Source organism: Gandjariella thermophila, assembly GCF_005405885.1.
Taxonomy (GTDB): Bacteria; Actinomycetota; Actinomycetes; order Mycobacteriales; family Pseudonocardiaceae; genus Gandjariella; species Gandjariella thermophila.
Genome location: NZ_BJFL01000014.1, coordinates 69545 through 96459, shown reverse-complemented (window position 1 = coordinate 96459; position 26915 = coordinate 69545). Strand labels below are relative to the sequence as shown.

At 73.8% G+C, this 26915-nt stretch carries 20 protein-coding genes, 1 pseudogene and 1 riboswitch; of the genes and pseudogenes, 17 read left to right on the top strand and 4 right to left on the bottom strand.

What is annotated here, in order from left to right; translation table 11 throughout:
- Positions 1 to 70: 70 nt before the first annotated feature.
- Positions 71 to 1561: a S8 family peptidase gene (locus FFT21_RS15330; RefSeq protein ID WP_137814543.1), complete on the bottom strand. Its 1491-nt coding sequence runs from the start codon at positions 1559 to 1561 to the stop codon at positions 71 to 73.
- 154 nt (positions 1562 to 1715) lie between these two features.
- Here FFT21_RS15330 and FFT21_RS15325 point away from each other — a divergent pair, with 154 nt between their 5' ends.
- The 6 genes and pseudogenes from FFT21_RS15325 to proB all read left to right on the top strand — a co-directional run bounded on the left by FFT21_RS15325 (position 1716) and on the right by proB (position 10413).
- Complete coding sequence (locus tag FFT21_RS15325; RefSeq protein WP_307722938.1) at positions 1716 to 2693, top strand: TIGR03936 family radical SAM-associated protein; 978 nt, start codon at positions 1716 to 1718, stop codon at positions 2691 to 2693.
- 131 nt (positions 2694 to 2824) lie between these two features.
- Positions 2825 to 5443, top strand: a pseudogene (locus FFT21_RS15320) (translation initiation factor IF-2 N-terminal domain-containing protein); the annotation flags it as partial.
- Between the two features lie 1431 nt (positions 5444 to 6874).
- Entirely contained in the window at positions 6875 to 7183 is a 309-nt protein-coding gene (gene rplU / locus FFT21_RS15315; protein ID WP_137814575.1) for a 50S ribosomal protein L21, read from the top strand.
- Between the two features lie 32 nt (positions 7184 to 7215).
- A complete protein-coding gene (rpmA, locus tag FFT21_RS15310) occupies positions 7216 to 7473 on the top strand; it encodes a 50S ribosomal protein L27 (protein WP_137814540.1) in 258 nt (85 codons plus the stop codon).
- Positions 7474 to 7702: 229 nt separating this feature from the next.
- Positions 7703 to 9220 carry a GTPase ObgE gene (gene obgE, locus FFT21_RS15305; RefSeq protein WP_137814539.1) on the top strand — a complete coding sequence of 506 codons (1518 nt, stop codon included), beginning with the start codon at positions 7703 to 7705 and terminating at the stop codon, positions 9218 to 9220.
- A 65-nt stretch (positions 9221 to 9285) separates the two neighbouring features.
- The gene (gene proB / locus FFT21_RS15300; protein WP_137814574.1) at positions 9286 to 10413 is read left to right on the top strand and encodes a glutamate 5-kinase; all 1128 of its coding nucleotides are present in this window, start codon (positions 9286 to 9288) and stop codon (positions 10411 to 10413) included.
- 97 nt (positions 10414 to 10510) lie between these two features.
- Here proB and FFT21_RS15295 read toward each other — a convergent pair whose 3' ends face one another.
- On the bottom strand, positions 10511 to 12622 hold the full coding sequence (locus FFT21_RS15295; protein WP_137814538.1) for a RecQ family ATP-dependent DNA helicase: 2112 nt from the start codon (positions 12620 to 12622) through the stop codon (positions 10511 to 10513).
- 351 nt (positions 12623 to 12973) lie between these two features.
- On the opposite strand from FFT21_RS15295, the gene FFT21_RS15290 reads away from it, so the two are divergent.
- The 10 genes from FFT21_RS15290 to FFT21_RS15245 all read left to right on the top strand — a co-directional run bounded on the left by FFT21_RS15290 (position 12974) and on the right by FFT21_RS15245 (position 23721).
- Positions 12974 to 14251 (top strand): glutamate-5-semialdehyde dehydrogenase, encoded by a 1278-nt coding sequence (locus FFT21_RS15290; protein ID WP_225978437.1) that lies wholly within the window; start codon positions 12974 to 12976, stop codon positions 14249 to 14251.
- Between the two features lie 292 nt (positions 14252 to 14543).
- Complete coding sequence (locus FFT21_RS15285) at positions 14544 to 15740, top strand: cytochrome P450 (RefSeq protein WP_137814537.1); 1197 nt, start codon at positions 14544 to 14546, stop codon at positions 15738 to 15740.
- A gap of 60 nt (positions 15741 to 15800) precedes the next feature.
- A complete protein-coding gene (locus FFT21_RS15280; RefSeq protein ID WP_137814536.1) occupies positions 15801 to 16031 on the top strand; it encodes a ferredoxin in 231 nt (76 codons plus the stop codon).
- Positions 16032 to 16154: 123 nt separating this feature from the next.
- Entirely contained in the window at positions 16155 to 16760 is a 606-nt protein-coding gene (nadD, locus tag FFT21_RS15275) for a nicotinate-nucleotide adenylyltransferase (protein ID WP_137814535.1), read from the top strand.
- A 199-nt stretch (positions 16761 to 16959) separates the two neighbouring features.
- Positions 16960 to 17415, top strand: a complete 456-nt coding sequence (locus tag FFT21_RS15270; RefSeq protein WP_225978432.1) for an ATP-binding protein — start codon at positions 16960 to 16962, stop codon at positions 17413 to 17415.
- Positions 17416 to 17886: 471 nt separating this feature from the next.
- Complete coding sequence (gene rsfS, locus FFT21_RS15265; RefSeq protein ID WP_137814533.1) at positions 17887 to 18285, top strand: ribosome silencing factor; 399 nt, start codon at positions 17887 to 17889, stop codon at positions 18283 to 18285.
- 67 nt (positions 18286 to 18352) lie between these two features.
- A complete protein-coding gene (locus FFT21_RS15260; RefSeq protein WP_137814532.1) occupies positions 18353 to 18967 on the top strand; it encodes a histidine phosphatase family protein in 615 nt (204 codons plus the stop codon).
- A gap of 130 nt (positions 18968 to 19097) precedes the next feature.
- The gene (locus FFT21_RS15255) at positions 19098 to 19958 is read left to right on the top strand and encodes a DegV family protein (protein ID WP_137814531.1); all 861 of its coding nucleotides are present in this window, start codon (positions 19098 to 19100) and stop codon (positions 19956 to 19958) included.
- Positions 19959 to 20566: 608 nt separating this feature from the next.
- Positions 20567 to 21373: a ComEA family DNA-binding protein gene (locus tag FFT21_RS15250; RefSeq protein WP_225978431.1), complete on the top strand. Its 807-nt coding sequence runs from the start codon at positions 20567 to 20569 to the stop codon at positions 21371 to 21373.
- A complete protein-coding gene (locus tag FFT21_RS15245; protein ID WP_137814530.1) occupies positions 21373 to 23721 on the top strand; it encodes a DNA internalization-related competence protein ComEC/Rec2 in 2349 nt (782 codons plus the stop codon). Before FFT21_RS15250 ends, FFT21_RS15245 begins: the two co-directional genes overlap by 1 nt.
- Positions 23722 to 23799: 78 nt before the next feature.
- Here the strand turns inward: FFT21_RS15245 and thrC are convergent, their stop codons facing one another.
- The gene (gene thrC / locus FFT21_RS15240; protein WP_137814529.1) at positions 23800 to 25071 is read right to left on the bottom strand and encodes a threonine synthase; all 1272 of its coding nucleotides are present in this window, start codon (positions 25069 to 25071) and stop codon (positions 23800 to 23802) included.
- Positions 25072 to 25084: 13 nt separating this feature from the next.
- Positions 25085 to 25219: riboswitch (SAM riboswitch) on the bottom strand.
- Between the two features lie 119 nt (positions 25220 to 25338).
- Between thrC and holA the strand changes: the two genes are divergently transcribed.
- The gene (holA, locus tag FFT21_RS15235) at positions 25339 to 26316 is read left to right on the top strand and encodes a DNA polymerase III subunit delta (RefSeq protein ID WP_137814528.1); all 978 of its coding nucleotides are present in this window, start codon (positions 25339 to 25341) and stop codon (positions 26314 to 26316) included.
- A gap of 199 nt (positions 26317 to 26515) precedes the next feature.
- Here holA and rpsT read toward each other — a convergent pair whose 3' ends face one another.
- Complete coding sequence (gene rpsT / locus FFT21_RS15230) at positions 26516 to 26776, bottom strand: 30S ribosomal protein S20 (protein ID WP_137814527.1); 261 nt, start codon at positions 26774 to 26776, stop codon at positions 26516 to 26518.
- Positions 26777 to 26915: the final 139 nt, after the last annotated feature.

The following is a 26915-nucleotide window of genomic DNA, read 5'->3' as shown; positions in this document are numbered from 1 at the left end:
CGCCTCGCCCCCGCGATCGCGCGCGTTCCGCAAATGAGCATCGCAGTCAGTCCAGTTCCGGAACAGGCTGTCAGTGGCTGGGTGCCGCGCCGGGGGTCACCGCGGCCAGCGCGTCCACCAGGCCGTGCCCGTAGAAGCCGTTGTACCCGGAGTAGCCGGTGCAGTAGGCGTCCTGCACGCCGGTGCCGTTGAGGTCGTAGTCGGCCGGGCAGGGAACGGTGTCCGCCTGCTGGCCGAGCATCCGGGTGAGCTGGGTCACCGTGCTGTGCGGGTGGCTGGACGCGAGCAGCGCGGCCACCCCCGCGGCGTGCGGTGCCGCCATGGACGTGCCGCAGGAGTAGCGGTAGCCGCCCGGCACGGTGGACAGCACGCAACCGCGGCCAGGCCCGTCCGGCCGCTGCCTGCGGTCGCCGCCCGGCGCGGTGAGGTCCACCACGCCCAGGCCGTAGGAGCTGTAGCCGGCCTTCAGCCGCCGCGCTCCCACCGAGGACACGGTGACCACGCCGCGCAGCCCGGCCGGCAGCACGTCGCAGCCGTCACCGAGCCGGCGGGTGCGCTGCTCGGCGGCGTTGTCCGGGCTGCTGGCGTCGGTCTCCGGGGCGGAGAGGTCGGCGCCGGTGTTGGTGGCGGCCGCGATGTTGAGCACGCCGCGGGACGCGGCGTAATCGACCGCGCGGCGCACCGCCTCGTACACCACCGACTGGCCGGGCTCGTCGGGGCAGGCGAACACCCACGGGTCGACGAAGTAGCTGCTGTTGGTGATCGTCATGCCGGTCGTGGCGGCCCACATGAACCCGCATACCGCGGCCTCGGGGTAGATGTAGCCGTCGTCGTCGACCACCTTCACCGAGGCCAGCCGGACCCCGGGGGCCACCCCGGTGATGCCCCGGCCGTCGTCCGCGGCGGCGATGATTCCGGCGACGTGCGTGCCGTGCGGCGAGGTGGTCGGTACCCACGCCGGCCGGTCGCGGTCCGGTGCGCCCGTGGTGCACCCGGCGGAGCGGGCAGGGTCGACGGCGGCGGCGAGATCGGGGTGGGTCGGGTCGACGCCGGAGTCCAGCACGCCCACCAGCACGTCCCGGCTGCCCTCGGTGATCGCATGCGCCCGGTCGGCCCGGATCATCGCCATGTCCCACTGCTCGGCGGTGCGGTCCGCCGGGTCCACCGTGCCGCCGGCGGGAAGCTGGCCGCTCTGCGTCTCGTCCGGCTTGCGGCGGACCCGCCCTCCGCCGCCGGCCAGCGCCTCCGCCTGCGCGCTGTAGGCGTGGTCCCGGCCCATCCGGTCGGCGAACCGGGGATCGGGCGAGGCGGCCACGGCGACCGCGATCTGCGGGTAGTAGACGACCGTGCTCCCGCAGGCGGTGCCGATCGCCGCGTGCGCCGTCTGGCCGGGGGTCCCCCGGTCGAACACCACCAGGTAACGCAGCATCGGGCCGCGATCCACGCAGCCGCCCGGATCCGCGCCCGGGTCCGCGGCGGCCGGCGGAACCACCGCCAGGCAACTCGTGGCGACCAGCGCGGCACTCACCGCCGCGACGCGGGCACGGTGCAGCAGGGGCAACGCGGAACCTCCAGGGTGTGGCGGGCCGGGGCTGCCCGCCGCCGATCGTGCCGGACGGTAGCCACGCCGACGCGGACAGACAAGCGGGACGGCACCTGACCGGCGTCGGTACCGTCCAGGAGGATGTACCCGCGCACCATCGAGGGGAGCAGAACTGAGCCGGCAACACGAGCCCAACCCGTCCGCGGCACCGGTACAGCGGCTTCGGCTGCGCTACGCCAAGCGTGGCAGGCTGCGGTTCACCTCGCACCGGGACGTGGCCAGGGCGTTCGAGCGCGCCCTGCGCCGGGCGGGCGTGCCCATGGCGTACTCGCAGGGCTTCAACCCGCACCCGAAGATCTCCTGGGCGGGCGCCGCCCCCACCGGCGTGGCCAGCGAGGCCGAGTACGTCGAGATCCAGCTCGTCGAGCGGGTGGACCCGGAGGTGCTGCGCGCCGAGTTGGATGCGGCGCTGCCGGACGGCCTGGACGTGTTGCAGGTGGTGCCGGCCAGCGGCGGATCGCTGGCGGATCGGCTGGACGCCAGCCTGTGGCGCATCGAACTGCCCGGTGTCGACCCGCGCGCGCTGGCCGAGGCGGTGGACCGGCTGCTGGCCGCGGACCGGGTGGAGGTGCAGCGGCTCACCAAGGATGGCCGGCGCACCATCGACGTCCGTCCCGCGGTGGTCACCGCCGAGGCGGCGTCGAGCGTCGCCGGGGCGGGTGGGTCACCTGACCGGGTGGAATCCGGGCCGCTCCGGCGGCGTTTTCCTGATGACGAGGAAATTGCCTCGAACGGGACATCGGTTCCCGGCCGTGGCGAGCGGACGGCCGATAATGTTGCTCACGGTAGTCAAATCGGTACCCGCGCCGCTCGAACGGATGATTGGCCGGCACCCGGGAGACCGTGTGGGATACTTGTCACGGTCGTACGGCAGGCAACGCCGGCGGTACGACCAGACGACGTGCTGAGCGCGCTCCGCGTCGTCGCCGGCCTGGAACCGCCGGTGCCCGCGAAGGCGACCCGGATGGCCCAGGGCCAGCTCGACGACGATGGGCGCCTCGCCGATCCGTTGGCCCCGGTGGCGGCGCCCCAGCCAGCCACACGGGACGGGGAGTCGGGCCAGGGCGTCGTAGCGGGACCTGCCGTCTGAGTGCCCGGGCGCGCCCCGGGCCCGGGTGGCGCTGGAAGGATTCCCGCCGCTGGCAGCGGCGGAGACAGAACGAACAGGGCCCCCGTGCGGCCGCGTCCTCGCCAGGACGCGCCCGGGGGCGGAGGAGCTAGATGTCGAACATGGAAAAGCCCGCCGGCAACGCCGGCGGGAATGCGACCACACCTACCCAGGCCGTCTTGGGTGAACTGGCGGCGAAGGTGCGGGTGCATGCGTTGGCGCGGTTGATCGGCGCGAGCAGTCGGGACGTCCTCACCGCGCTGGAGGAGATCGGCGAGCCGGTACGCAGCCCGCAGTCGTCGGTCAGCCGCGAGGTCGCGCTGCGCGTCGCCGAGGCGCTGCTGCCGGACCCGAACGAGCCCGGTGACGACGCCGTGGAGTCGTCCGAGGCGGACACGGTGTCCGCTCGTCCGGTGCCACCCGCCCCGCTGTTCCTGCCGCCGCAGGCGGTGACCGAGCCGGTGTCGCCGGTGGTCCAGGAGCCCGAGGACGTCGGGCGCGCCGACACCGCCGAGGTCGACGCCGACGACGAGGACACCGAGGACGGCGAGGGCGGTCGCCGCCGGCGCCGCCGCCGTGGCCGTCGCGGTCGGGGTCGTGGCCGGGGCGGGCAGGGCGGCGAGGAGACCGCTTCGGCCGAGGGTTCCGCCGGCGAGGACCGGGAGAGCGAGCCACCGGCGGAGGAGCACGCCGAGGAAGCCCAGGCGGAGCAGGAGGACGCCGAGAAGGGCGAGGACAACGGCACCAAGCGGCGGCGGAGGCGGCGGCGCCGAAAGGGTGCGTCCGGTCAGGAGGCCTCGCCCAGCGAGGACGATCCGCCGAACACGGTGGTGCACGTCCGGGAGGCCCGCGAGGAGAAGGCGGAGGCCCCGGCCGCGCAGGACGAGGTGCGCAGCGTGCGCGGCTCGACTCGCCTGGAGGCTAAGCGCCAGCGCCGGCGGGACGGCCGCGAGGCGGGCCGGCGGCGGGTGCCGGTGCTCTCCGAGGCCGAGTTCCTGGCCCGGCGGGAGTCGGTGGACCGCAGGATGGTGGTCCGCGAGCGCGGCGACCAGATCCAGATCGGCGTGCTCGAGGACAACGTGCTGGTCGAGCACTTCGTGACCAGCGCGGGGTCCGGCTCGCTGGTCGGCAACGTCTACCTCGGCCGGGTGCAGAACGTGCTGCCCAGCATGGAGGCGGCGTTCGTGGACATCGGCCGGGGCCGCAACGCCGTGCTGTATGCCGGCGAGGTGGACTGGGACGCCGCCGGGCTGGAGGGCAAGGCGCGCAAGATCGAGCAGGCGCTCTCCACCGGCGACAGCGTGCTCGTGCAGGTCACCAAGGACCCGGTCGGGCACAAGGGCGCCCGGCTGACCACCCAGATCAGCCTGCCGGGCCGGTTCCTGGTCTACGTGCCCGGCGGCGGGGTCACCGGGATCAGCCGCAAGCTGCCGGACACCGAGCGCAAGCGGCTGAAGGAGATCCTCCGCCGGATCGTGCCGGACGAGGCCGGCGTGATCATCCGCACCGCCTCCGAGGGCATCAGCGAGGAGGAACTGAACCGCGACGTCCGCCGGCTGCAGGCGCAGTGGGAGGTCATCAAGGGCAAGGCCGAGCAGCCCGGCGCCAAGGCCCCGCAGCTCCTCTACGAGGAGCCCGACCTGCTGATCAAGGTCGTGCGGGACATGTTCACCGAGGACTTCTCCGAGCTGGTCGTGCAGGGCGACGACGCCTGGGAGACGATCAACGCCTACGTCCAGCACGTGGCTCCGGACCTGGTCGCCCGGCTGCGCAAGCACGTCGGCAACGTCGACGTGTTCACCGAGTACCGGGTGGACGAGCAACTGGCCAAGGCGCTGGACCGGAAGGTCTGGCTGCCCTCCGGCGGTTACCTGGTCATCGACCGCACCGAGGCGATGACCGTGATCGACGTGAACACCGGGAAGTTCACCGGGTCCGGCGGCAACCTCGAGGAGACCGTCACCCGCAACAACCTGGAGGCGGCCGAGGAGATCGTCCGCCAGCTCCGGCTGCGCGACCTCGGCGGGATCATCGTCATCGACTTCATCGACATGGTTCTGGAGTCCAACCGGGACCTGGTGCTGCGCCGGCTGACCGAGTGCCTGGGCCGCGACCGCACCCGGCACCAGGTGGCCGAGGTGACGTCGCTGGGCCTGGTGCAGATGACCCGCAAGCGGGTCGGCACCGGCCTGCTGGAGGCGTTCAGCACCACCTGCGAGCACTGCCGCGGCCGGGGTGTGATCGTGTCCACCGAGCCGGTGTACTCGCACGGCGGTGGCGGCCAGGGCGGCGGGCAGGCACGGAAGTCCCGCCGCGGCAAGGGCGGCGAACCGGAAGCGGAGACCCTCGTGCCGGCGGCGCCCGCGCCGCAGCTGGAGCCGGCGACCGACAGCGGCCGCCGGACCAAGCGCAGCGCGCACCGCGAGCCGGGCGCTCCGGACACGGGGCGCCCCGCGGCGGAGAGTGCTGTCGTCGTCTCCGGCCCGGCCGCGACCGATGTTGCGGCCACGCCCGTCCGGGAGGCGCCCGGTGAGTCGCCGGCGGCCGAGTCGGGGGCCGGGGAGCCAGCGGGCTCCGAGCCGGCGGCCGCGGAAACGCCGGCTGCGGCGCCGCCGGCTCCGGTGCCGGCGGGCGGATCGCCGAGCGACGCGTCGGTGGCGGACGCGGGCGAGCGAGAGCAGCGAACCGAGCCGGAGTCGCAGGCTGAGCCGGTCCGGCAGGCTGAGCCGGTCCGGCGGGCCGAGCCGGAGGTGCGGAAGTGGCCGGCGGCCAGTGGTTCGGTAGATCATGCTGGGTCTGATGCGGGCGTTAGTCCGGTGGCCGGGGGTGGCGAGCCGGGTGTGGAGCCTGGCGGAGCGCCGCAGCGGGCGGTGGCCGAGGCGCCGGTGACCGCACCGGCGAAGGACCAGCCCGCGACCGAGCGTCCGGAGGTCGCCACGCCGGCCGGCGAGGCAGTCGAGCGCACGGTCACCGCGCCGGAGACCGACCAGTCCGGCGCCGCCGCGCCGGAGGGCCCGGCACCAGCGGTGGGTGAGGCGGGCGAGCACGCGGCGGCCGGTGAGCGTCCAGCGTCCGAGCCGGTCACCGACCAACCGCACGCCGAGGAGACCGCGGCCGAGGTGGTGACCGCGACCGACCACTCAGGCGTGGATGCCCCCGAAGCCGGTCGCCCCGCCACGGAAGGCCCTGCCGCCGCCGGTTCCGGTACCGAGGGCGCCGAAGCCGGTCGCCGCGACCGCGCCACGGCGTGGCCGTTCGTGGCCGCACGTTCCCGCGCCGAGCGGTCGGTGAGCGCACAACCGGCGGCCACCGCGTCGCCGACCGAGCAGCGCAGTGAGCAGCTGGTGGCCGAGCAGCCGCCGGGTGACCAGCCGGCGGATCAGCAGTCAGCGGCCGAGCGGCCGGTGAGCGAGTCGGCGGCGGAGCACGATCGGCCGGCGCCGTCCGAGCGGAACGGTCACCTGCCCGAGCGGCAGGAGCCTGCCGAGCGGCCGGCGTCCGAGGCAGAGCAGTCCGGGGATGTGGCGAGCGCGCGGGACGAGCAGTCCGCGCCCGGCGAGCACCCGGCTGCGGTCGGGGCGACCCGGCGCACGCCGCGGCGCGTCGCGTCCCGGCCGGCCGGCCCCCCGCTGGGCCTCGCGAAGGAGAACTGATCCGTAGCCGGCCGCTCGCCGGCCGGGGCAGCCCGCGCGGGTAGGCGCGTTCGACGAGCACCGTGCGTGCCCGCGCGGTAGCCATGTGCGGCGCGCGGCAGCGTGGTCGGGTGCGCGGCCGCCGCCACGGACGTTCCGCGGCGGCGGCCGCGCGCATTCGTTGTGCTCGGCCGCGTCGGGATGGGGACGGCCGCCGGCCGCTGTCACGGAGCGGGTTGCTGGCGGTGCTCGCCGTGCGCAAGCTCACACCCGTGTGGCCGGGCGTGTGCCCTTCTCCCGCCCACCCGCGGCGACCGGCACCGCCCTTTGTCTCGCCCGGCGGAAGGCATCCGGACCAGGCACGACGGCGAAGAGGACCCCCGGTTTGACCTCGGTCGAGCGGATTCCGTAACCTGTTGGTCGGCCCGCCGCTCTGGTGGGCCACGTCGTGCGCAGCCCTGTTACTTACCATGGGACATGGGCGCCCGCGTGACCCCCGTTATCGTCGAGCAGCAGGAGACTTCCGTCCCGATGTACGCGATCGTCAAGACCGGCGGCAAGCAGTACAAGGTGGCTGTCGGCGACGTCGTCGAGGTTGAGAAACTTGAGGGCGAGCCGGGCACGGAGGTCACCTTCCCCGTGCTGCTCGTGGTGGACGGAAGCGACGTCACCGCGGACGCCGACGCTCTGGGGAAGGCCTCGGTGACGGGCAAGGTCGTCGAGCACACCAAGGGTCGCAAGATCCGCATCCACAAGTTCAAGAACAAGACCGGCTACCACAAGCGCCAGGGTCACCGGCAGAAGCTGACCCGCGTCGAGGTCACCGGCATCACGAAGTGACGCTTCGGCTCATCGGAAGGACCTGACCAGCCATGGCACACAAGAAGGGTGCGTCCAGCTCCCGGAACGGGCGCGACTCGAACGCCAAGCGCCTCGGCGTGAAGCGGTTCGGCGGGCAGGTCGTCAACGCCGGTGAGATCCTGGTCCGCCAGCGCGGCACCAAGTTCCACCCTGGTCTCAACGTCGGCCGTGGCGGTGACGACACCCTGTTCGCTCTGGCCGCGGGCACCGTTCAGTTCGGTGAGAAGCGTGGCCGCAAGACCGTGAACATCGTCCCGGCCGAGGTCTGAGGACCCGCGGGAACGACTGCAGCGTGAACCCCGGCGAGGGGCGGGTCCGGCGATGACCGGCCCGCCCCTCGCCGTCTTGTTGGCGTTGTTCGGGACCGGCCCAGCGACCACGGGCCGTCAGGGCCGTGGGAGCGGCCGGTGTGGTGACAGGCATGGCAGGCCCGCACGGTGCCGCCGAACAACACGAACATCCAGGTCAGGAACTGTGTGAGCGCAGAGAGGAAGCGCCGTGTCCCGATTCGTCGATCGGGTGGTGATCCACGTCGCCGCCGGCGCCGGCGGGAACGGCTGCGCGTCGGTGCACCGGGAGAAGTACAAGCCGCTCGGCGGGCCGGACGGCGGTAACGGCGGGCGCGGCGGCGACGTCATGCTGGTCGTGGACGCCAACGTGCACACCCTGCTGGACTTCCACTTCCGCCCGCACGCCCGCGCCTCGAACGGCCGGCAGGGGGAGGGCGGCAACCGGCACGGCGCCGCAGGTGACGACCTCGAACTGCGGGTGCCGGACGGCACCGTGGTGCTCACCGAGGACGGCGAGGTGCTGGCCGACCTGGTCGGCCACGGCACCCGGTTCGTCGCCGCCCGGGGCGGCCGTGGCGGGTTGGGGAACGCCGCGCTCGCCTCCAAGGCGCGCAAGGCGCCCGGGTTCGCCCTGCTCGGCGAGCCCGGCGAGGAACGCGACCTGGTGCTGGAGTTGAAGTCGGTGGCCGACGTCGGCCTGGTCGGCTTCCCCTCGGCGGGCAAGTCGTCGCTGATCGCGGTGCTCTCCTCGGCCCGGCCGAAGATCGCCGACTACCCGTTCACCACGCTGGTGCCCAACCTCGGCGTGGTGACCGCGGGGGAGACCGTGTTCACCATGGCCGACGTGCCGGGTCTGATCGCCGGAGCGAGCGAGGGCCGCGGCCTTGGGCTGGACTTTCTGCGGCACATCGAGCGCTGCGCGGTGTTGGTGCACGTGGTCGACTGCGCCACCTACGAGCCCGGCCGCGACCCATTGTCCGACGTGGACGCCCTCGAGGAGGAGCTGGCCCGATACACCCCGTCGCTCGGCGGTGATCTCGCCAGCCGCCCCCGGGCAGTGGTGCTGAACAAGATCGATGTGCCGGACGCCCGGGAACTGGCTGACCTGGTGCGCCCCGAGTTCGAGGCCCGTGGCCTGCCGGTGTTCGAGGTGTCCACGGTGACCAGGGAGGGCCTGCGCGAGTTGTCCTTCGCGCTCGCCGACCTCGTTGAGCGGCATCGCGCCGCGCAACCGCCCGCCGAGCCGACCAGGGTGGTGCTGCGGCCGGCCGCGGTGGACGAATCCGGGTTCACCGTCGAGCCGGACCCGGAGGACCCGGACGGCTTCGTGGTGCGCGGCGAGCGGCCGGAACGCTGGGTGCTGCAGACCAACTTCGACAACGAAGAGGCCGTCGGCTACCTCGCCGACCGGCTGGCCCGGCTCGGCGTGGAGGAGGAACTGGCCAGGATGGGCGCGGTGCCCGGCTGCCCGGTGACGATCGGCAACGTGACCTTCGACTGGGAGCCGTCCACCCCGGCCGGCATCGCCGCGGTGAGCGGGGCCCGGGGCACCGACGCGCGGCTGGCCGGCCTCGGGCGCGCGCGCCGGCCCACCGCCGCCGAGCGCAAGTCCGCGAAGCGGGCCCGGCGTGGTCTGGCGGGCGGCGACGCCGAATCCGCCGACCGGCAGTCGGCGGGCCCGGTCGAGGACGCTGGCTGGGACGCGGACGACATCGAGGACGAGTGATGCACGCCCGAGGTCACGACCGAACCCCTGGCCGGGTGACCGAGGCGCCACAGCCGGCGCCCCCGATGTCCGAGGCGCGGCGTGCGGTGGCGGCTGCCCGCCGGATCGTGGTGAAGGTCGGCTCCTCCTCGCTGACCACCGCGGCCGGCGGGTTGGATCAGGCCCGGCTGGACGCGCTGGTCGACGTGATCGCCGAGCGGTGCGCCAGGGACACCCAGCTGGTGCTGGTGTCCTCCGGGGCCATCGCGGCCGGGCTCGCCCCCCTGGGCCTCGGGCGGCGGCCCCGGGACCTGGCCACCCAGCAGGCGGCGGCCAGCGTGGGACAGCTCGCGCTGGCCCACGCCTACGCCGCGTCGTTCGCGCGGCACGCGCGCACCGTGGGGCAGGTGCTGCTCACCGCGGACGACGTGGTCCGGCGCGCGCACTACCGCAACGCGCAGCGCACCTTCTCCCGGCTGCTGGCGCTGGGCACCGTCCCGGTGGTGAACGAGAATGACACCGTGGCCACCGAGGAGATCCGGTTCGGTGACAACGACCGGCTGGCCGCGCTGGTCGCGCACCTTGTTGGCGCCGAAGCACTGATCCTCCTGTCCGATGTGGACGCCCTCTACGACGGCGACCCGCGGCGCGGCGACGCCACGCGGATCACCGAGGTGAACGGCGAGTCCGATGTGGACGGTGTGCGGGCCGGTGTCGCGGGCGCCTCCGGCCTGGGCACCGGCGGCATGGCGTCCAAGCTGGCGGCGGCCCGGTTGGCCGCGTCGGCCGGGATTCCGGTGCTGCTCGCCGCGGCGTCCGACGCGGCACGGGCACTGGGACCGGCGGACGTGGGCACGGCGTTCGCGGTGGCCGGGCCCCGGCTGTCTGCGCGACGGTTCTGGCTCGGCCACGCGGCGGACGTCACTGGCCGGCTGCACCTGGACGACGGTGCCGTCGCAGCGGTGATCGGGCGGCGCCGGTCGCTGCTCGCCGCGGGGATCACCACGGTGGAAGGTGCCTTCGACGCCGGCGACGTGGTGGACCTGGTCGACGCGCGTGGCCACGTGGTCGCCCGCGGCGTGGTTGCGTTCGACGCCACGGAGCTACCCGCGCTGATCGGCCGATCCAGCCACGAACTCGCCCCCGAACAGCGCCGCGAGGTGGTGCACGCGGACGACCTTGTCCCGCTGCGCCGCTGGCACGCGTCCCGCTGACCGCGGCTCAGGCGGGCGCCGCGGGTTAGGCGGACGCCGCTACGCAGGGCTAGCGCCGCTGCTCGGCGGGCGCCGCCGGTCAGTTGGTCGCCGCCGGTCAGTTGGTCGCCGCAAGGGCGAACGGGAGCACCGCAGGTGCGCCGGCTGTTCGCAGCAGCCGCGCCGCCACGGCCATGGTCCATCCGGTGTCCACGCGGTCGTCGACCAGCAGTACCGGGCCGCCCAGGCCGGCGACCCGTATGGCCAACTCGTCCGGGAGGCGGAGCCCTCGCCACAGGGCGGCCACCCGGTGTGCGCTGTTCGCTCGCGGCGAGGTGTCACCGGCCGGCTGTACCGCGCCCAGCAGCGGCAACCGCCCGGTGCCGGCGATCCGCTCGGCCAGGCTGGCCGGCAGCCGGGGCCGGCGGCGGGATGCCACGGTTACCACCCCGACCGGGCGCGCCGGCCAGTCCCAGGCGGCGAGCACCCGCACGCACGCGTCGAACACGTCGTCGGGCACCGGCTCGTCGGCGGTCCCGCCCACCCCCTCGGCGAACAGCGTGCGCAGCCGGTTGCCCCACCCGATGTCGGTGAGCCGGCCCAGCACCCGGCCCTCCTCGGCCTGCTCGCCGGCGGGTATCCGGCCGGACAGCGGTACGCCGAGGGCGGCCATCCCGGTCGGCCACTGCCGCCGGGGCGCCAGCGACACGCCCGGGCGGCGCAGCCGCTCCCGGGCCGCTGTGGAGCGTGTCCCGGAGACCTCGGAGGACCAGCGCCGGCCGGTGCAGTTGTCGCACCGGCCGCACGGGGCGGCGTGTGGGTCGTCGAGCCGGCGGAGCAGGAACTCCATCCGGCAGTCCGGGGTGCCGAGGTAGTCCAGCATCACCCCCTGTTCTCGCTCGCGGGCCTCCGCGACGCGCTGGTAGCGGTCGGCGTCGTAGTGCCAGTCCACACCGGTGGCCGACCACCCGCCGCGCACCCGGCGCACCGCGCCGTCCACGTCGAGCACCTTGAGCACCAGCTCCAACCTGGACCGGGACAGCTCCACCAGCGGCTCCAGCGCGGCCGTGGACAGCGGCCGGTCGGCGGCCGCGAGCGCGTCGAGCACCTGCCGCACCACGGGCTCGGGCGGGAACGCCAGCGAGCCGAAGTAACGCCAGATGTCCCGGTCCTCCGGGCCGGGCAGCAGCAGCACCTCCGCCCGGCGCACACCCCGCCCGGCCCGCCCGATCTGCTGGTAGTAGGCGATCGGGGAGGCCGGGGCACCCACGTGAACCACGAACCCGAGGTCGGGTTTGTCGAAGCCCATGCCCAGCGCGGACGTGGCCACCACCGCCTTGACCCGGTTGGCCAGCAGGTCGTCCTCGGCCTGCTGCCGCTCGCCCGGGTCGGTGCGGCCGGAGTACGCGGCCACCGGGTAGCCCTGGTCGCGCAGGAAGGACGCGATATCCTCGGCGGAGGACACGGTCAGCGTGTAGATGATCCCGGAACCGGGCAGGTCGCCGAGGTGCTCGGCGAGCCAGCCCAGCCGCGCCTCCGCGGTGGGCAGCCGCAGCACGGACAGGTGCAGGCTCTCCCGGTCCAGCGGCCCGCGTAGCACCAGCGCGCCAGAACCGCCCAGTCCGAGTTGCTCGGCCACGTCCCGCACCACCCGGTCGTTGGCGGTCGCCGTGGTGGCCAGCACGGGGATCTTCTCGGGGAGCCCGGCGACCAGCGTGCGCAGCCGGCGGTAGTCGGGGCGGAAGTCGTGGCCCCAGTCGGAGATGCAGTGCGCCTCGTCCACCACCAGCAGCCCGGCCGATGCGGTCAGATCCGGCAGCACCGCGTCCCGGAAGTCGGGATTGTTCAACCGCTCCGGGCTGACCAGCAACACGTCCACATCGCCGGCGGCGACCCCGTCCTGGACCGCCTGCCACTCGTGCTGGTTGGCCGAATTGATGGTGGCGGCGTGCACCCCGGCCCGGGCGGCGGCGTCGACCTGGTTGCGCATCAGCGCGAGCAGCGGCGACACGATCACCGTGGGACCCTCGCCCAACTCCCGGAGCAGCGCTGTGGCCACGAAGTACACCGCGGACTTCCCCCATCCGGTGCGCTGCACGACCAGGACGCGGCGCCGGTCGGCGACCAGCGCCCGGATTGCCGTCCACTGGTGCGGGCGCAGCCGCGCCTCCGTGCCGGCCAGCGCGCGGAGCCGTTCCTCGGCGAGTTCTCGGAGTGCGTCGTCGTCCACGCGCCCATGCCTACCGCATGTGCGGCGGTTTCGGCCGGAGGAGTTGGAGCGAATGGACCATTCGCCCGCGCAGCGCTACCCAACGGTCCATTCGCTCCACGAAGTGCTGGACACCGGCGCCGGGTGAGGGCAGCGTCGGCCGCGTGACCGGACACCACACGTACCCGGGGCGCCACGGACGGGTGCCGACAACACGAAACCGCGTCGAGGCCCGTGGTCCGCCGCGACTAGGCTGGGGGTGTGACTACGCCCAGCACCGCTGACCTGGCCGCGACCGCCTCGACTGCTTCCACAGCGTCTACTGCGGACAGTGCGACCGGCGCCGGAGATGCGGGCGCCGCTTCGCAGGAGCTGCGTGAGCAGGTGTTGAGTGCGGCGCGCCGAGCCAGGGCAGCCGCGGCCCAACTGGCCGTCACCACCCGGGAGCACAAGGACGCCGCGCTGCGCACCATGGCGGAGGCGCTCCGCGGGCGGGTCGACGAGGTGCTCGCCGCCAACGAGGCCGACCTGGCCGCCGGCCGCGCCGCGGGGCTGTCCGAGGCGCTGCTGGACCGGCTGGCGCTGACCGCCAAGCGCATCGACGGCATCGCCGACGGCCTGCTCACCGTCGCCGGCCTGGCCGACCCGGTGGGCGAGGTGCTGCGCGGTGGCATCCTGCCCAACGGGCTGGAGCTGCGCCAGGTGCGGGTACCGCTGGGCGTGGTCGGCATCGTCTACGAGGCGCGGCCCAACGTCACGGTGGACGCCGCCGGGCTGACCCTCAAGGCGGGCAACGCCGTGCTGCTGCGCGGCTCGTCCTCGGCGGAGCGGTCCAACGCGGCACTGGTCACCGTGCTGCGGGAGGCGCTTGAGACCAGCGGGCTGCCGGCCGACGCGGTGCAGTTGCTGCCCTGCCACGACCGGGCGTCGGTGCAGCACCTGATCACCGCGCGCGGGCTGGTCGACCTGGTCATCCCGCGCGGCGGCGCCGGCCTGATCTCGGCGGTGGTGGAGCAGGCGACCGTGCCCACCGTGGAGACCGGGGTGGGCAACTGCCACGTCTACGTCGACGCGGCGGCCGACCTGGACGTCGCCGAGCGGATCGTGGTCAACGCCAAGGCACGGCGGCCCAGCGTGTGCAACGCTGCGGAGACCCTGCTGGTCCATGCGGACGTGGCCGCCGCCTTCGTGCCCCGCGTCATCCGCGCACTCGCCGACGCCGGTGTCACGGTGCACGCCGACGCGCGGTTCGCCAGGCTCGCCGCCACGGCCGGTGTCGAGCCCGGCGCCGTCGTGCCCGCCGGCCCGCAGGACTGGGACACCGAGTACCTGTCGCTGGACATCGCCGCCGGCGTGGTGGACTCGCTGGACGACGCCGTCCGGCACATCGCCGAGCACGGGTCCGGGCACACCGAGGCGATCGTGACGCGCGACGTGGCCAGCGCCCGGCAGTTCACCGGCCGCGTGGACGCCGCCGCGGTGATGGTGAACGCCTCCACCGCGTTCACCGACGGCGGCGAGTTCGGGATGGGCGCGGAGATCGGCATCTCCACCCAGAAACTGCACGCCCGCGGCCCCATGGGGCTGCCGGAGCTGACCTCCTCCAAGTGGGTCGTCTGGGGCGAGGGACACGTCCGTCCCGGCGCCTGACCGTTCCACGACCGCCGCACCCCGTGCCGGCGGGCCCGCCTCTGCAGCCCTCGGACGGGGCCGTCACCCCGGCACGTCCCGCTATCCGAAGGCGGCCGGCCCCGCAGTGGGCGTGGTCCCACCGCAGGCGGGCGGCGCGACGTCCGCGCGCCGCCGGCTCGCCCGGTTGCCGCTGTTCGAATGTTTGACGGTACGTGTGACCACTACTACGGTGGGATGTAAGCGAATGCTTACAAAGGGCGGGGTCGCTGGCGAAGCGCTCACGCACCAGCCATCGCAAGGGGGACGACCGATGACGACCACGTCCGAACCCAGGACCTATCCCTTCGGCCTGCCGGACCGGCTCAACCTCGATCCCCGGTACGCGCGACTCCGCGCCGAGGAGCCGCTGATCCGGGTGCGGCTGCCCTACGGAGAGGACGCTTGGTTGGCAACCCGGTACCAGGATGTGCGCACGGTGCTCGGTGACCCTCGGTTCAGCCGGGCGGCCGTGCTGGACCGGGACGAGCCGCGGACCCGGCCGGAACCGACCAGCGGCGGCATCCTGTCCATGGACCCGCCCGAGCACACCCGGCTGCGCAAGCTCGTGGCCAAGGCGTTCACCATGCGCCGGGTCGAGGCGCTGCGGCCGCGCGCGCAGGAGATCACCGACGAGCTGATCGACCAGATGATCGACCACGGCCCACCTGCCGACCTGGTCGAGGAGTTCGCCCTCCCGCTGCCGGTCACGGTGATCTGTGAGCTACTCGGCGTGCCATACGAGGACCGGAAGGACTTCCGCCGGTGGTCGGACGCCGCGCTGTCCACCACCGCGCTCAGCAGGGAGCAGGTGCAGGAGTACCTGGACAACCTGCACGAGTACATGGCCGGCCTGGTCGCCCGGCGCCGCGCCACTCCCACCGACGACCTGCTCGGCGCCCTGGTCCGAGCCCGCGACGAGGAGGATCGGCTGAGCGAGGACGAACTCGTGCGGCTCGGTGTCGGCCTGCTCATCGCCGGGCACGAGACCACAGCCAGCCAGATCCCGAACTTCGTCTACGTCCTGCTCACCCAGCCCGAGCACTGGCAGCGGCTGCGCGCCGAGCCGGAACTCGTTCCGCGCGCGGTCGAGGAGCTGCTGCGCTACATCCCGCTGGGCGCCGCAGCCGGCTTCCCCCGCTACGCCACCGAGGACATCGAGCTGGGCGGTGTGCTCGTCCGCGCAGGTGAGCCGGTGCTCGCGGTGGTGGCCTCGGCCAACCGCGACGAGAGCGTCTTCCCCGATGCGGACACCCTCGACCTCCGCCGCGAGGTGAACCCGCACGTCGGTTTCGGCCACGGCGTGCACCACTGCCTCGGTGCTCCGCTGGCCAGAATGGAACTGCAGGTCGCGCTCGGTTCGCTGGTTCGCCGCCTGCGGGAACTGCGGCTCGCCACACCCGAGCCCGAGCTGCGCTGGAAGACGGGCATGCTGGTACGGGGGTTGGAATCCTTCCCCGTCAGCTGGTGAGCGAGCCTCGCCCGGCAAGCGGGATCGTGGGCGCGCGGACTTTCGGAAGGTAGGAACGGCATGGGTGAGCTTCGCTGGCGGGTCGGCGTCGATCGGGAGACGTGTATCGGGTCGGGCATCTGCGCGGCGACCGCACCAAACCACTTCACGCTCGACGCGGACCGCTCCAGGCCGCTCGCCGAGCTGGTCGAGCCGGACGACGTGGTGATCGACGCCGCCGAGTCGTGCCCGGTGGAAGCCATCGCGGTGAGCGACGCGTCGACCGGGGAGCGGCTCGCCCCCGAGGAGTGACGGCGCCTCCCGCGCCGGTACGCCCGAGGCCGCGACGCGCCTACGACACAGGACGCACGACGCCGATCACATTGTCGCGCGGCCACCCCGGCGGCGACGGCGTGCCACGTAGTCTGGTCAGTCATGTCCGGATCGACAACTCGCCGTGTCGGGATCATGGGTGGCACCTTCGACCCGATCCACCACGGGCACCTCGTGGCGGCCAGCGAGGTGCAGTCCCGGTTCGAACTGGACGAGGTGATCTTCGTCCCGACCGGTCAGCCGTGGCAGAAAGGGCATCGTGAAGTCAGCGCCGCCGAGGACCGCTACCTGATGACGGTGATCGCGACCGCGTCGAACCCGCGGTTCTCGGTCAGCCGGGTGGACATCGACCGGGGCGGTCCGACGTACACGATCGACACGCTCACCGACCTGCGCGCCACCTATCCCGACGCCGAGTTGTTCTTCATCACCGGGGCCGACGCCCTGGAGCAGATCGTCTCCTGGCACCGGGTGGAGGAACTGTTCAGCCTCGCGCACTTCGTCGGCGTCACCCGGCCCGGTTACCACCTGAACGATCACCACCTGCCCCGTGGAGCGGTCAGCCTCGTGGAGGTCCCGGCCATGGCGATCTCGTCCACCGACTGCCGCACGCGGGTGGCCACCGGCCGCCCGGTCTGGTACCTCGTCCCCGACGGAGTCGTGCAGTACATCAGCAAGCGGCGCCTGTACCGGGCGACCGAGCGCTGACTTTCCCGCGTTTCCGCGAAGCGGACGGACCACGCTCTCGAAAGCCATTCGCTTTCGCGCGGCTCTCCGCTGCCACGGCGACCGACCTCCTGCGCACAGCCGTCAAGGCGCTGGGGAATCGCCTCCTGGGGTGACGGGTATCCGAGACGTCGGGGAGGAGACGGGAATGCAGCGTGACCCTCGAGAACCGTTTCGATCAGTGGGCGCCGATGGCGGCGCCCGCGGCGGGCTACGGCAGGAGTGGCCCCAGGACCTGTCGTGCCGGACGGTGCCGGCGGTCGCCGAGCGATTAACCCCGCTGCGACATGCGCTCGCTGACTGGGCGCGGCGGGTGGGTTTGAGCCCCGAGATCACCCATGACGTGGTGTTGGCGAGCTACGAGGCGATGGCCAACGTGGTCGAGCATGCCTATCACGGCGGTGGGGGAGTGCTGGATCTGCACGCCACCTACTCCTCCGAGCACGTCAGGGTGAGCGTCACCGTCGCCGACTACGGGCGGTGGCGGCCACCGGCGGACGATCCCGGCCCGCTGCACGGCCGCGGGCTCTCGCTGATCCGGACCCTGGCGAGCCGCGCCGAGGTGGAGCCGGGACCGCGCGGCACCACCGTGCGCATGCACTGGCTGCTGGACCGGGCCACGGCCCCGGGTGGCTAGCCGCTTCTCCACCTCGACGGCGGACCGCATCGAGCAGGGACCGCCGGCGCCGGGAATCCGCCGCCCAGGTGTCCGATGTGGACGTCCGGGTGCGGCGCGTGACCTCGGGTCAGCCGAGCCGCAGGGCGAGGATGAGTCCCGTGACGACGAGCACACCGACACCGACAGCGATCAGCCCGACCATCTTGCCTTCATCCATAGATACAACTGTGAGCTATGCTCCAGGTCACCCGGGCGTGGGTCCGGTCGGCGGCGCGCCGGAGGCGCTCATCGAAGCGCCACGTCACACGTGGGCGCGCGGGCGCCGCCCTCGGCTCGCGGTGCGGCGACGGGGTGCCGGAGTGGGACGTCCCACGAAATCCGGGGCGCCCACCGTCCGCGGTGGTCCCCGCCCGTGACGGCGATCCGTTGGTCGTCGCAGGTACCCTGGGGTACTCGTGCGGGCGGTCAGGCCGCACGGGGAGGAGGGACGTGGCAGCCACCGAAGAGGCACGGCGACTCGCGCTGGTCGCGGCGCACGCGGCCGCGGACAAGAAGGCGCACGACATCGTGGTGCTGGACGTGTCCGACCAGCTGGTGATCACCGACTGCTTCGTGATCGCGTCGGCGCCCAACGAGCGGCAGGTCGGCGCGATCGTGGACAACGTCGAGGAGAAGATGCGCGCCGCGGGGACCAGGCCGGTCCGGCGCGAGGGGGCGCGCGAAGGCCGCTGGGTTCTGCTGGACTTCGTCGACGTCGTGGTGCACGTCCAGCACGCCGAGGAGCGCACCTTCTACGCCCTGGAACGGCTGTGGAAGGACTGCCCGCGCATCCAGTATGACGACTCCGCGCGGCCAGCGGGCAGCGTGGACGAGGACGTTCGGGCGTGAGCGCGGCGGCGCGCCGCCCGGGCGACACGACGGCGATCGCCGGCACCCGTGCGGAAGAGGAGCCGCGATGACGCTCCGTCGGCTGGTGCTGTGGCGGCACGGTGAAACCGATTTCAACGCCTCCGGTCGCATGCAGGGCCATCTCGACTCGGCGCTGACCGAGACCGGATGGAACCAGGCGAGGTTCGCCGCGCCCGTGCTGGCCGGGTTCGAACCGCAGATCGTGGTGACCTCGGACCTGCGCAGGGCGATGGACACGGCGACCGTGTTCACCGAGGTGACCGCTGTTCCGTTGCGCGTGGACGAGCGGCTGCGCGAGACCCACCTGGGGAAGTGGCAGGGCCTCACCGCGGCCGAGGTCGACGCCGAGTGGCCCGGCGGCATGCGCGCCTGGCAGACCGACCCCACCTGGGGGCCGCCCGGCGGGGAGACCAAGATCGATGTGGCGGCCCGCGCGGCCGAGGTCGTCGCCGAGGTGGACGCCCAGTTCGACGACACCGCCATGCTGTGCGCGCACGGCGGCCTGATCACCGCGCTGACCGGCCGGCTGCTGGAACTACCGGAGGCGAACTGGATGCAACTCGGCGGGATCGGCAACTGCCACTGGACGGTGCTGTCCCGCCGGCCAGGCGGCGACGGGCGGTGGCGGCTGTCCGCGTACAACGCCGGGATCACCCACTGACGCGGGGATCACCACTGACGCGGGGATCACCACTGACGCGGGGATCGGCCACCGACGGGGATCGCCGCGCCGGCCCGCTGCCCGGACCTCTGACCAGGCCGGCTGAACAAAGCATCTAGGCTCGGCGAACGTGCCCGTCGCCGTCGTGACTGACTCAACCGCGTACCTGCCCGAGGGATTCGCCGAACGCTCCGGGATACGGGTGGTGCCCCTGCACGTCACCATCGACGGGCACAGCGGGCTCGACGGGGTGGACGTGGGCCCCGCCGAGCTGGCCCGCGCGCTGGAGGACCGGCGTACCGTCACCACCTCCCGCGCCACCCCCGCCGAGCTGGCCGAGACGTACCGAACGGTGCTCGCTGAGGGGGCCGACGCGGTGGTGTCGGTGCACCTGTCCCGGCAGCTCTCCGGCACCTGGGAGGCCGCCCGGCTGGCCGCCGAGGATGTCGGGCCCGACCGGGTGCGCGTGGTCGACTCCCGGTCCGCCGGCATGGGACTTGGCTTCGCCGCGCTCTACGCCGCCGGCAGGGCTGCGGAGGGGGCGGACGCCACCGAGGTCGAGGCGGCCGCGGCCAAGGCAGCCGAAGTGACCAAGACCTTCTTCTGCGTGGAGACGCTGGAGCACCTCCGCCGCGGTGGGCGGATCGGGCCGGCGGCCGCGGTGCTCGGCACCGCGCTGGCGGTGAAGCCGTTACTGCACGTCGACGACGGTCGGATCGTGCCGCTGGAGAAGGTCCGCACGATGGGCCGCGCGGTGGCCCGGTTGGTCCAACTCGCCGCGGACGCCGCCGGCGTGGGGCCGGTCGGCCTGGCCGTGCACCATCTCGCCTCCCCCGAACGGGCCGCCGAACTGGCCACCAGCCTGGACGAGCGGGTGCCCGGATCGACCGGTTGCCTGATCTCCGAGGTGGGCGCGGTGATCGGCGCGCACACCGGGCCCGGGGTGCTCGGCGTGGTGGTTCTCCCCGGCGGGCTGGACGCGGGTAGCTGACCATCGTCGCATCCCGCACCGACGGTTTCCGCTGTCGCTGGGCTACTTCTGGCGCGGTTGTCCACAGTGGCGTTTGTTGTCCACAGCGGACGGTCGAGGAAGCCGGTCCGGGGTGACGCGGGCCTAGCGTCGGAGGCGTGTTCGGACCAGCGCGGCGACGCAACAGCGATCGTGACGAGGTGGCCAGGGCCAGGCTCACGGCCATGGCCGGTGGCTTCCCCACCGGCGAGCCGGCCCGCGCCGGGGCGGGGCCGAGCGGAGTGCCGCCGTCCCCGGGGCACCGGGATACCGCCCGCCTGCCCGACGCACGCAGCGCTGACGCGGCCGGCCCGCCCGGTGGGCGTCGCGGTGACGGTTCCGGCCCACCCCACGGACGTGGCGGTGACGCGGCCGGCCCGCCCGGTGGGCGTCGCGGTGACGGCGAAGGCGCACCGGCCGACGGTTCGCCTCGGGACACCGCGGCGCCAGGCGCCTTACCCGAGGCACCGCCGGCGGATGTCCCGCGCGCGCACCCGTCGCAGGGCACGGGGCCGGGGGCGGCGCCACCCGGCCGTCTCCGGCTCGGCCGCTCCCGGACGGCCGGCGACCACCTGGGCACGTGGCCGCACGTGCCGGCCGTGGTTCTCGATGCCGGCGCCGCCGCCACTTCGGTTCCGCAGTCGTGGCCGGGTTCCTCCGAGGCGCACCCGGCGGAGTCCGCCGGGCGTTCGCCGGCGCGGGAGCGGGCCGGCAGCCTGGTGGAGCGGTGGGTGCCCGGCGGGCTCCTCAACGGCCGCGGCCGGCCGAGTGCGGTGGCGCTGTCCGCGGTGGCCGCGGCGGCCGCCCTGGCCGCCGCGGCGGGGGTGTGGCTGCACCGGCCGGTGGTCGAACCGGCACCGGCGCTGCCCCTGGCAGCGTCGGGCCCGGCGGCGCAGCGGTCCACCGCATCGGGAGCGTCCGGCCGGGCCGCCGACTCGGCCGCCGGAGGGGGCACCACCGCGGCCGCCGCGCGTGGCCAGATTGTGGTGAGCGTGGTCGGCAGGGTGGCCCGCCCCGGCCTGGTCACCCTGCCCGAGGGCGCGCGGGTGGCGGACGCGCTGCAGGCAGCCGGCGGCGCGGTGCCGGGCACCGATCTGGCCACCCTCAACCTCGCGCGGCGGCTCTCCGACGGCGAGCAGGTGGCGGTGGGCGTCCCGGCGCCGCCCGCACCCGCCGTCGGCGAGGCCACCCCCGGCGCGCCGGCGGAGAAGGTGGACCTGAACTCGGCGAGCGTGGCCCAACTGGACGCCCTGCCCGGGGTCGGCCCGGTCACCGCGCAGCGCATCGTCGAGTGGCGCACCCGGCACGGCCGGTTCGCCCGCGTCGAGCAACTTCGCGAGGTGGACGGCATCGGCGCCAGCCGCTTCGACCGGCTGAAGGACCTGGTGCGGGTGTGATGACCGACGTCAGGTTGGTGCCCGCGGCGATGGCCGTGTGGTCGGCCGCGTTGCTGGGCCTCCGCGCCGGCTGGCCGTTCGCGCTGCTCTGCGGCGCGGTGGCGGCCACGGTCGCGGTCGCCCTGCTGCGCCGCGACCGGTGGCACCGGGCCGCCGCCCTCGCACTGCTGGCCGGCGGGTTGGCCGGTGGAGGCTGGATGGGCCACGTGGCGCACCAGGCGGCCACCCATCCGCTACGTGCGGCGGCACAGCGGGGCGCCGCCGCCACCCTTCGGGTCGAGTTGACCGACCGGCCGAGGCCGCTGCGCTCGGCGGGATTCGGCGGCCGCCAGGGCGGCGTGGACCGGGTGGCCGCCAGCGGCCGCCTGGTCAGCGGGGAAGTGGCCGGCGAGCCGCTGCGCGCGGGCGGCCAGGTGCTGCTGCTCGCCCCGGCCGCGGGATGGCAGGAACTGCTGCCCGAGCAGGAGGTCACGGCCGGCGGCCTGCTCGCGCCCAGCCGTGGCGGCGACCTCACCGTGGCGGTGCTGCGGGTCCGGGGCCGGCCGGCGGACCTGGGCCCGGCCCCGCCGTGGCAGCGCGCGGCCGAGTCGGTGCGGGCCGGCCTGCGCCGGGCGAGCCGGGTGCTGGCACCCGAGCCGGCGGCCTTGCTGCCTGGCCTGGTGCTCGGCGACACCGGCGCGCTGCCGGAGCGGATCGCCGAGGAGTGGGAGGCGGCCGGGCTGACCCATCTGATCGCGGTCAGCGGAGCCAATCTCGTGATCATCTGCGGCACGGTGCTCGTGCTGCTCCGGATGGCGCGCGCTGGTCCCCGCCTCACCGGCGCACTGGGCGGCCTGGCCGTCGCCGGGTTCGTGCTCCTGGCCGGGCCGGAACCGAGCGTGCTCCGCGCGGCCGCGATGGGCGCGATCGGCCTGCTGGCGCTCGTGCTCGGCCGCGAGCACTCGACCATGCCCGCGCTCGCCGCTTCCGTGATCCTGCTGCTGTTCCTCGACCCGGACCTGGGCGCCAGCGCCGGTTTCGCGCTGTCCGTCCTGGCCACCGCCGGGCTGGTGGTGCTCGCCCCGAGATGGATCGAGCGGCTGCGGCGCGGCGGTGTCTCGCACCGCGTGGCGGAGGCGGTGGCCGTGCCGATGGCCGCGCACCTGGTCACCGCGCCGGTGGTGGCGGGGCTCGCCGGCCACGTGAGCCTCGTCGCGGTGGCCGCCAACGCGCTGGCCGAACCGGCGGTGCCGCCGGCCACGGTGCTCGGCGTGCTCGCCGCAGTCTGCGCGCAGGTGCACCAGGGCACCGCCGAGTTCCTGGTGCGGCTGGCCGGCCCGGAACTGCACTGGATGATCCTGGTCGGTCGGCGGGCCGCGGAGATCCCCGGGGCCGTGATCCCCTGGCCGCGAGGGTGGGGTGGCGGGCTGCTCCTGGCGGCGGTGCTGGCGGTGGCCGTCGCGCTGGTGCGGCTGCGGCGGATTCGCCTGTTACTGACCGCCGCGCTGGCCGGCGTCGTGGTGGTGCTGCTGCCGACCAGGCTGGTCGTCGCGGGATGGCCGGCATCCGGGTGGGCGGTGGTGGCCTGCGACGTGGGCCAGGGCGACGCGGTCGCGCTGGCCACCGCCGACCGTGGCCGGGCGGTGCTGGTCGATACCGGACCGGAACCCGGAGCGGTGGCCGGCTGCCTGCACCGGCTCGGGGTGCGGAGCGTCGCCCTGGTCGTGCTCACCCACCTGCACGCGGATCACATCGGCGGCCTCTCCGCGGTGCTCGAGGAGCATACCGTCGCCGCGGTGGCGCTCGGCCCGGTGCACGAGCCGGCGTGGGCATGGCAGCAGGTACGGGAAGAAACCGCCGCGGCGGGCGTGCCACTGGTGGAACTCAGCGCCGGGCACCGGCTCGCCTGGCCCGGCCTCACTCTCGACGTGCTCGCGCCGCGCGACGGGGTGCGGCTGTCACGCCGGGAAGGCGACGACGGCACGGCCATCAACGACGCCTCCGTCGTGCTGCGCGCCGACACGGCGGTCGGCAGGGTGCTGCTCACCGGGGACGTCGAACTCGCCGGCCAAGAGGACCTGCTGGACTCCGGGCTGGACCTGCGCGCGGACATCCTCAAGGTGCCGCACCACGGTTCCCGGTACTCGTCGCCGCAGTTCCTGGCCGCCGTCCGGCCACGCGTCGCGCTGGTCAGCGTGGGCGCCGGCAATCCGTACGGCCATCCGAGCCCGATGCTGCTGGACGCCCTCAACGGCGCCGGAGTGATGGTCGCCCGCACTGACCGGGACGGTGACACGGCCGTCGTCGCCGCCCGGGACGGGCCCGCGGTCGCCCGCCGGGGCGAGCCACGACCACCGCCCCGCCGCTGAGCGCGCCCGCGGCCGCGGCCGACCGTGCCCATCACCGGGTCGTCGACGCGGACGACCCGGCAGACGAAAGGGAGGGATTCAGTGACCGAGCGCCTCGCGCACCGCAGCGGTCGACGGCGGCACCGTCGCCTTCGGACCGATCTCGTCTTGCACGGCGTCCAGGGTCTTCAGGCCGTCGCCCGTGATCAGCAGGACCGTCTCGGCGTCAGGGTCGATCTTGCCCGCCTCGATCAACTTCTTGGCGGTTGCCACGGTGACGCCGCCGGCGGTCTCTGCGAACACGCCCTCGGTCCTGGCCAGCAGCCGGATGCCCTCGACGACCTCCTCGTCGGTGACGTCCTCGACCGCGCCGCCGGTGCGCCGCACGCTATCCAGGACGTACGGGCCGTCGGCCGGGGCGCCGATGGCCAGCGACCGGGCGATCGTGTTCGGCCGGACCGGGGTGACCACGTCCTGGTTCGCCTTGTACGCGGCGGAAACCGGGGAGCAGCCGGTGGCCTGCGCGCCGAACACGCGGTACGGGGTCGGCTCGACCAGGCCGAGGTCGCCCAGCTCGCGGAACGCCTTGTCGACCTTGGTCAGCTGCGAGCCGGACGCCACCGGCACCACGATCTGCTCCGGCAGCCGCCAGCCGAGCTGCTCGGCGACCTCGTATCCCAAAGTCTTGGAACCCTCGGCGTAGTAGGGGCGCACGTTGACGTTCACGAACGCCCAGTCCTCGTGCTCGGCGGCCAGCTCGGTGGCCAACCGGTTCACGTCGTCGTAGGTGCCGTCGACGGCGATCAGCGCACCGTCGTACACCGCGGTGGTCAGCACCTTGGCCCGCTCCAAAGAGGACGGGATGAGCACCACGGACTGCCAGCCGGCGCGCGCCGCGGCGGCGGCCACCGCGTTGGCCAGGTTCCCGGTGGACGGGCAGGCGAGCACGGTGAAACCGAGCTGGCGCGCCGCGGCCAGTGCGACGGCGACCACCCGGTCCTTGAACGAGTGCGTCGGGTTGCCGGTGTCGTCCTTCACCCACAGCCGCCGCACACCCAGCGCGGCGGCCAGCCGGTCGGCGCGGATCAGCCGGGTGAAGCCCGGCTCGGTGTTCGGGTAGACGTCCACATCGGACGGTACGGGCAACAGCCGACGGTAGCGCCAGATCGACTTCGGGCCAGCCTCGATGTCCTCCCGGCGCACGGAACCGAAGTCGTAGGCGACCTCGAGGGGGCCGAAACACTCGGTACACGCGAACTCGGCGGCGAGCGGCGTGCGGTGGCCGCACTCGCGGCAGGACAGGGACTGGGCGGGGCCGAGGTCGAGGTCGGCGTGGTGGGCGCTCTCCGGCGCTCCGACGGTTGTCGTCATGGCGAGGTCTCACTCCTCATCTTTCCCGCAGCGCGGGCCGGAATTGGCACCTTGACGTCGACGGGCCTCGCTGGTGGTCGTTCTCCAACGGTCGACGCTGGTTGCCGGGGCTTCAACGGGCCGATCCCTCTGCCCCTCTGGATGAGCTGCTATTCAGCTGTTGCGGTTACGCTACGGCACGATTCCATCCGCGGGCCACCGGGTGTCCACGATCCGAGAGCGCGTCGGCGTCCGATCCGGGTCGGCGGACCGTGGGAGGATGGCGTCGTGAGCGCCCCCGCAGTCACTCCCGAGCCGCTGCAACTTGTCCTCGGCGAGGAAGAACTGCTGGTCGAGCGGGCGGTGCGGGCCGCACTGGAGGCGGCGCGGCTGGCCGACCCGGAGGCCGAGTTGCGGCGCGTCCGCGTGAGTGACCTCACGCCGCCGGAACTCGCCGAGCTGACCAGCCCGTCGCTGTTCGCGGATCGGCGAGTGATCGTGCTGGAGGCCGCCCAGGAGGCCGGCAAGGAGATCGCCGAGGCGGTAGCCAACTACTGTGCGCAACCGGCCGAGGGTGTGGTTCTGGTGGTGCTGCACAGCGGCGGCGGCCGGGGCAAGCAGGCCAAGGAACTGCCTGCGGTGCTGCGCAAGGCCGGGGCCAAGGTCACCCAGTGCTCGAAGATCACCAAGCCGGCGGAGCGGGAGGCGTTTGTCCGGGACGAGGTCCGGCGCTGCGGCGGGCGGATCGATCCGGGCGGGCTGGCCGCGCTGCTGGACGCGGTCGGATCGGACCTGCGTGAGCTGGCCGCGGCGGCCTCGCAACTGGTCGCCGACACCGGCGGCCGGATCGATGAGGCGGCGGTCCGCCGCTACCACCGGGGGCGCGCCGAGGTAACCGGCTTCGCGGTGGCGGAGAAGGCTGTCACCGGTGATCGGGCGGGCGCCCTGGAGGCGCTGCGCTGGGCGCTCCAGTTGGGTGTGCCGCACGTGCTGATCGCCGACGCGCTCGCGGACGCGGTGCGCACCGTGGCCAGGGTGTCCGGTGCCGGTCGCGCGGACCCGTTCCGGCTGGCCAGCGAGCTGGGCATGCCGCCGTGGAAGGTGAAGAAGGCGCTCGGCCAGTCGCGCGGCTGGTCGCCCGAAGGGCTGGCTACGGCCATGCAGATCGTCGCCGGGGTGAACGCCGACGTGAAGGGGGTCGCAGCGGACGCCGGTTACGCGCTGGAGCGCGCCGTGCTGCAGTTGATCGCCGCCCGGGACCGCTGACACCGCCTGGGCGGCACGCCGACGGTCAGCGGCACGCCGAAGGCCGGCGCACAGCGAAGACCGGTGGTGGCACCGAGATCGGTGCCACCACCTCGATGCGGCGGACGGCGGGAAGCAACGAGCGGCGCCGTCCCAAAGGGGGCGGCGCCGCCGTCGAACCGTTCCGGAACAGGCTCAGTGCCTGTTCCGGAACGGACTGTCAGAGTTGGTTGGCGCGCTTGGCCATGGCCGACTTCTTGTTCGCGGCCTGGTTCTTGTGGATCACGCCCTTGCTCGCCGCCTTGTCCAGCTTGCGGCCGGCCTCCCGCATGAGGTCGAGGGCCTTCTCCTTGTCGCCGGCCTCGGCCGCCTCACGGAACCGGCGGATCGCGGTCTTGACGGAGGACTTGACCGACTTGTTGCGCAGCCGGTTCTTCTCGTTCGTCCTGATCCGCTTGATCTGGGACTTGATGTTGGCCATGCGATGCCCTCGCTTCTCGTCCGGGTGGATGTTGTGCCGCGCTTGACCGGCCCTCGCGCGACGACCCGCGTGAGGTTTTCCTCCACGGCGGAATGCCGCACGGCACGACGGAACAGGGTAACAGGCCGTCACCAGGGCT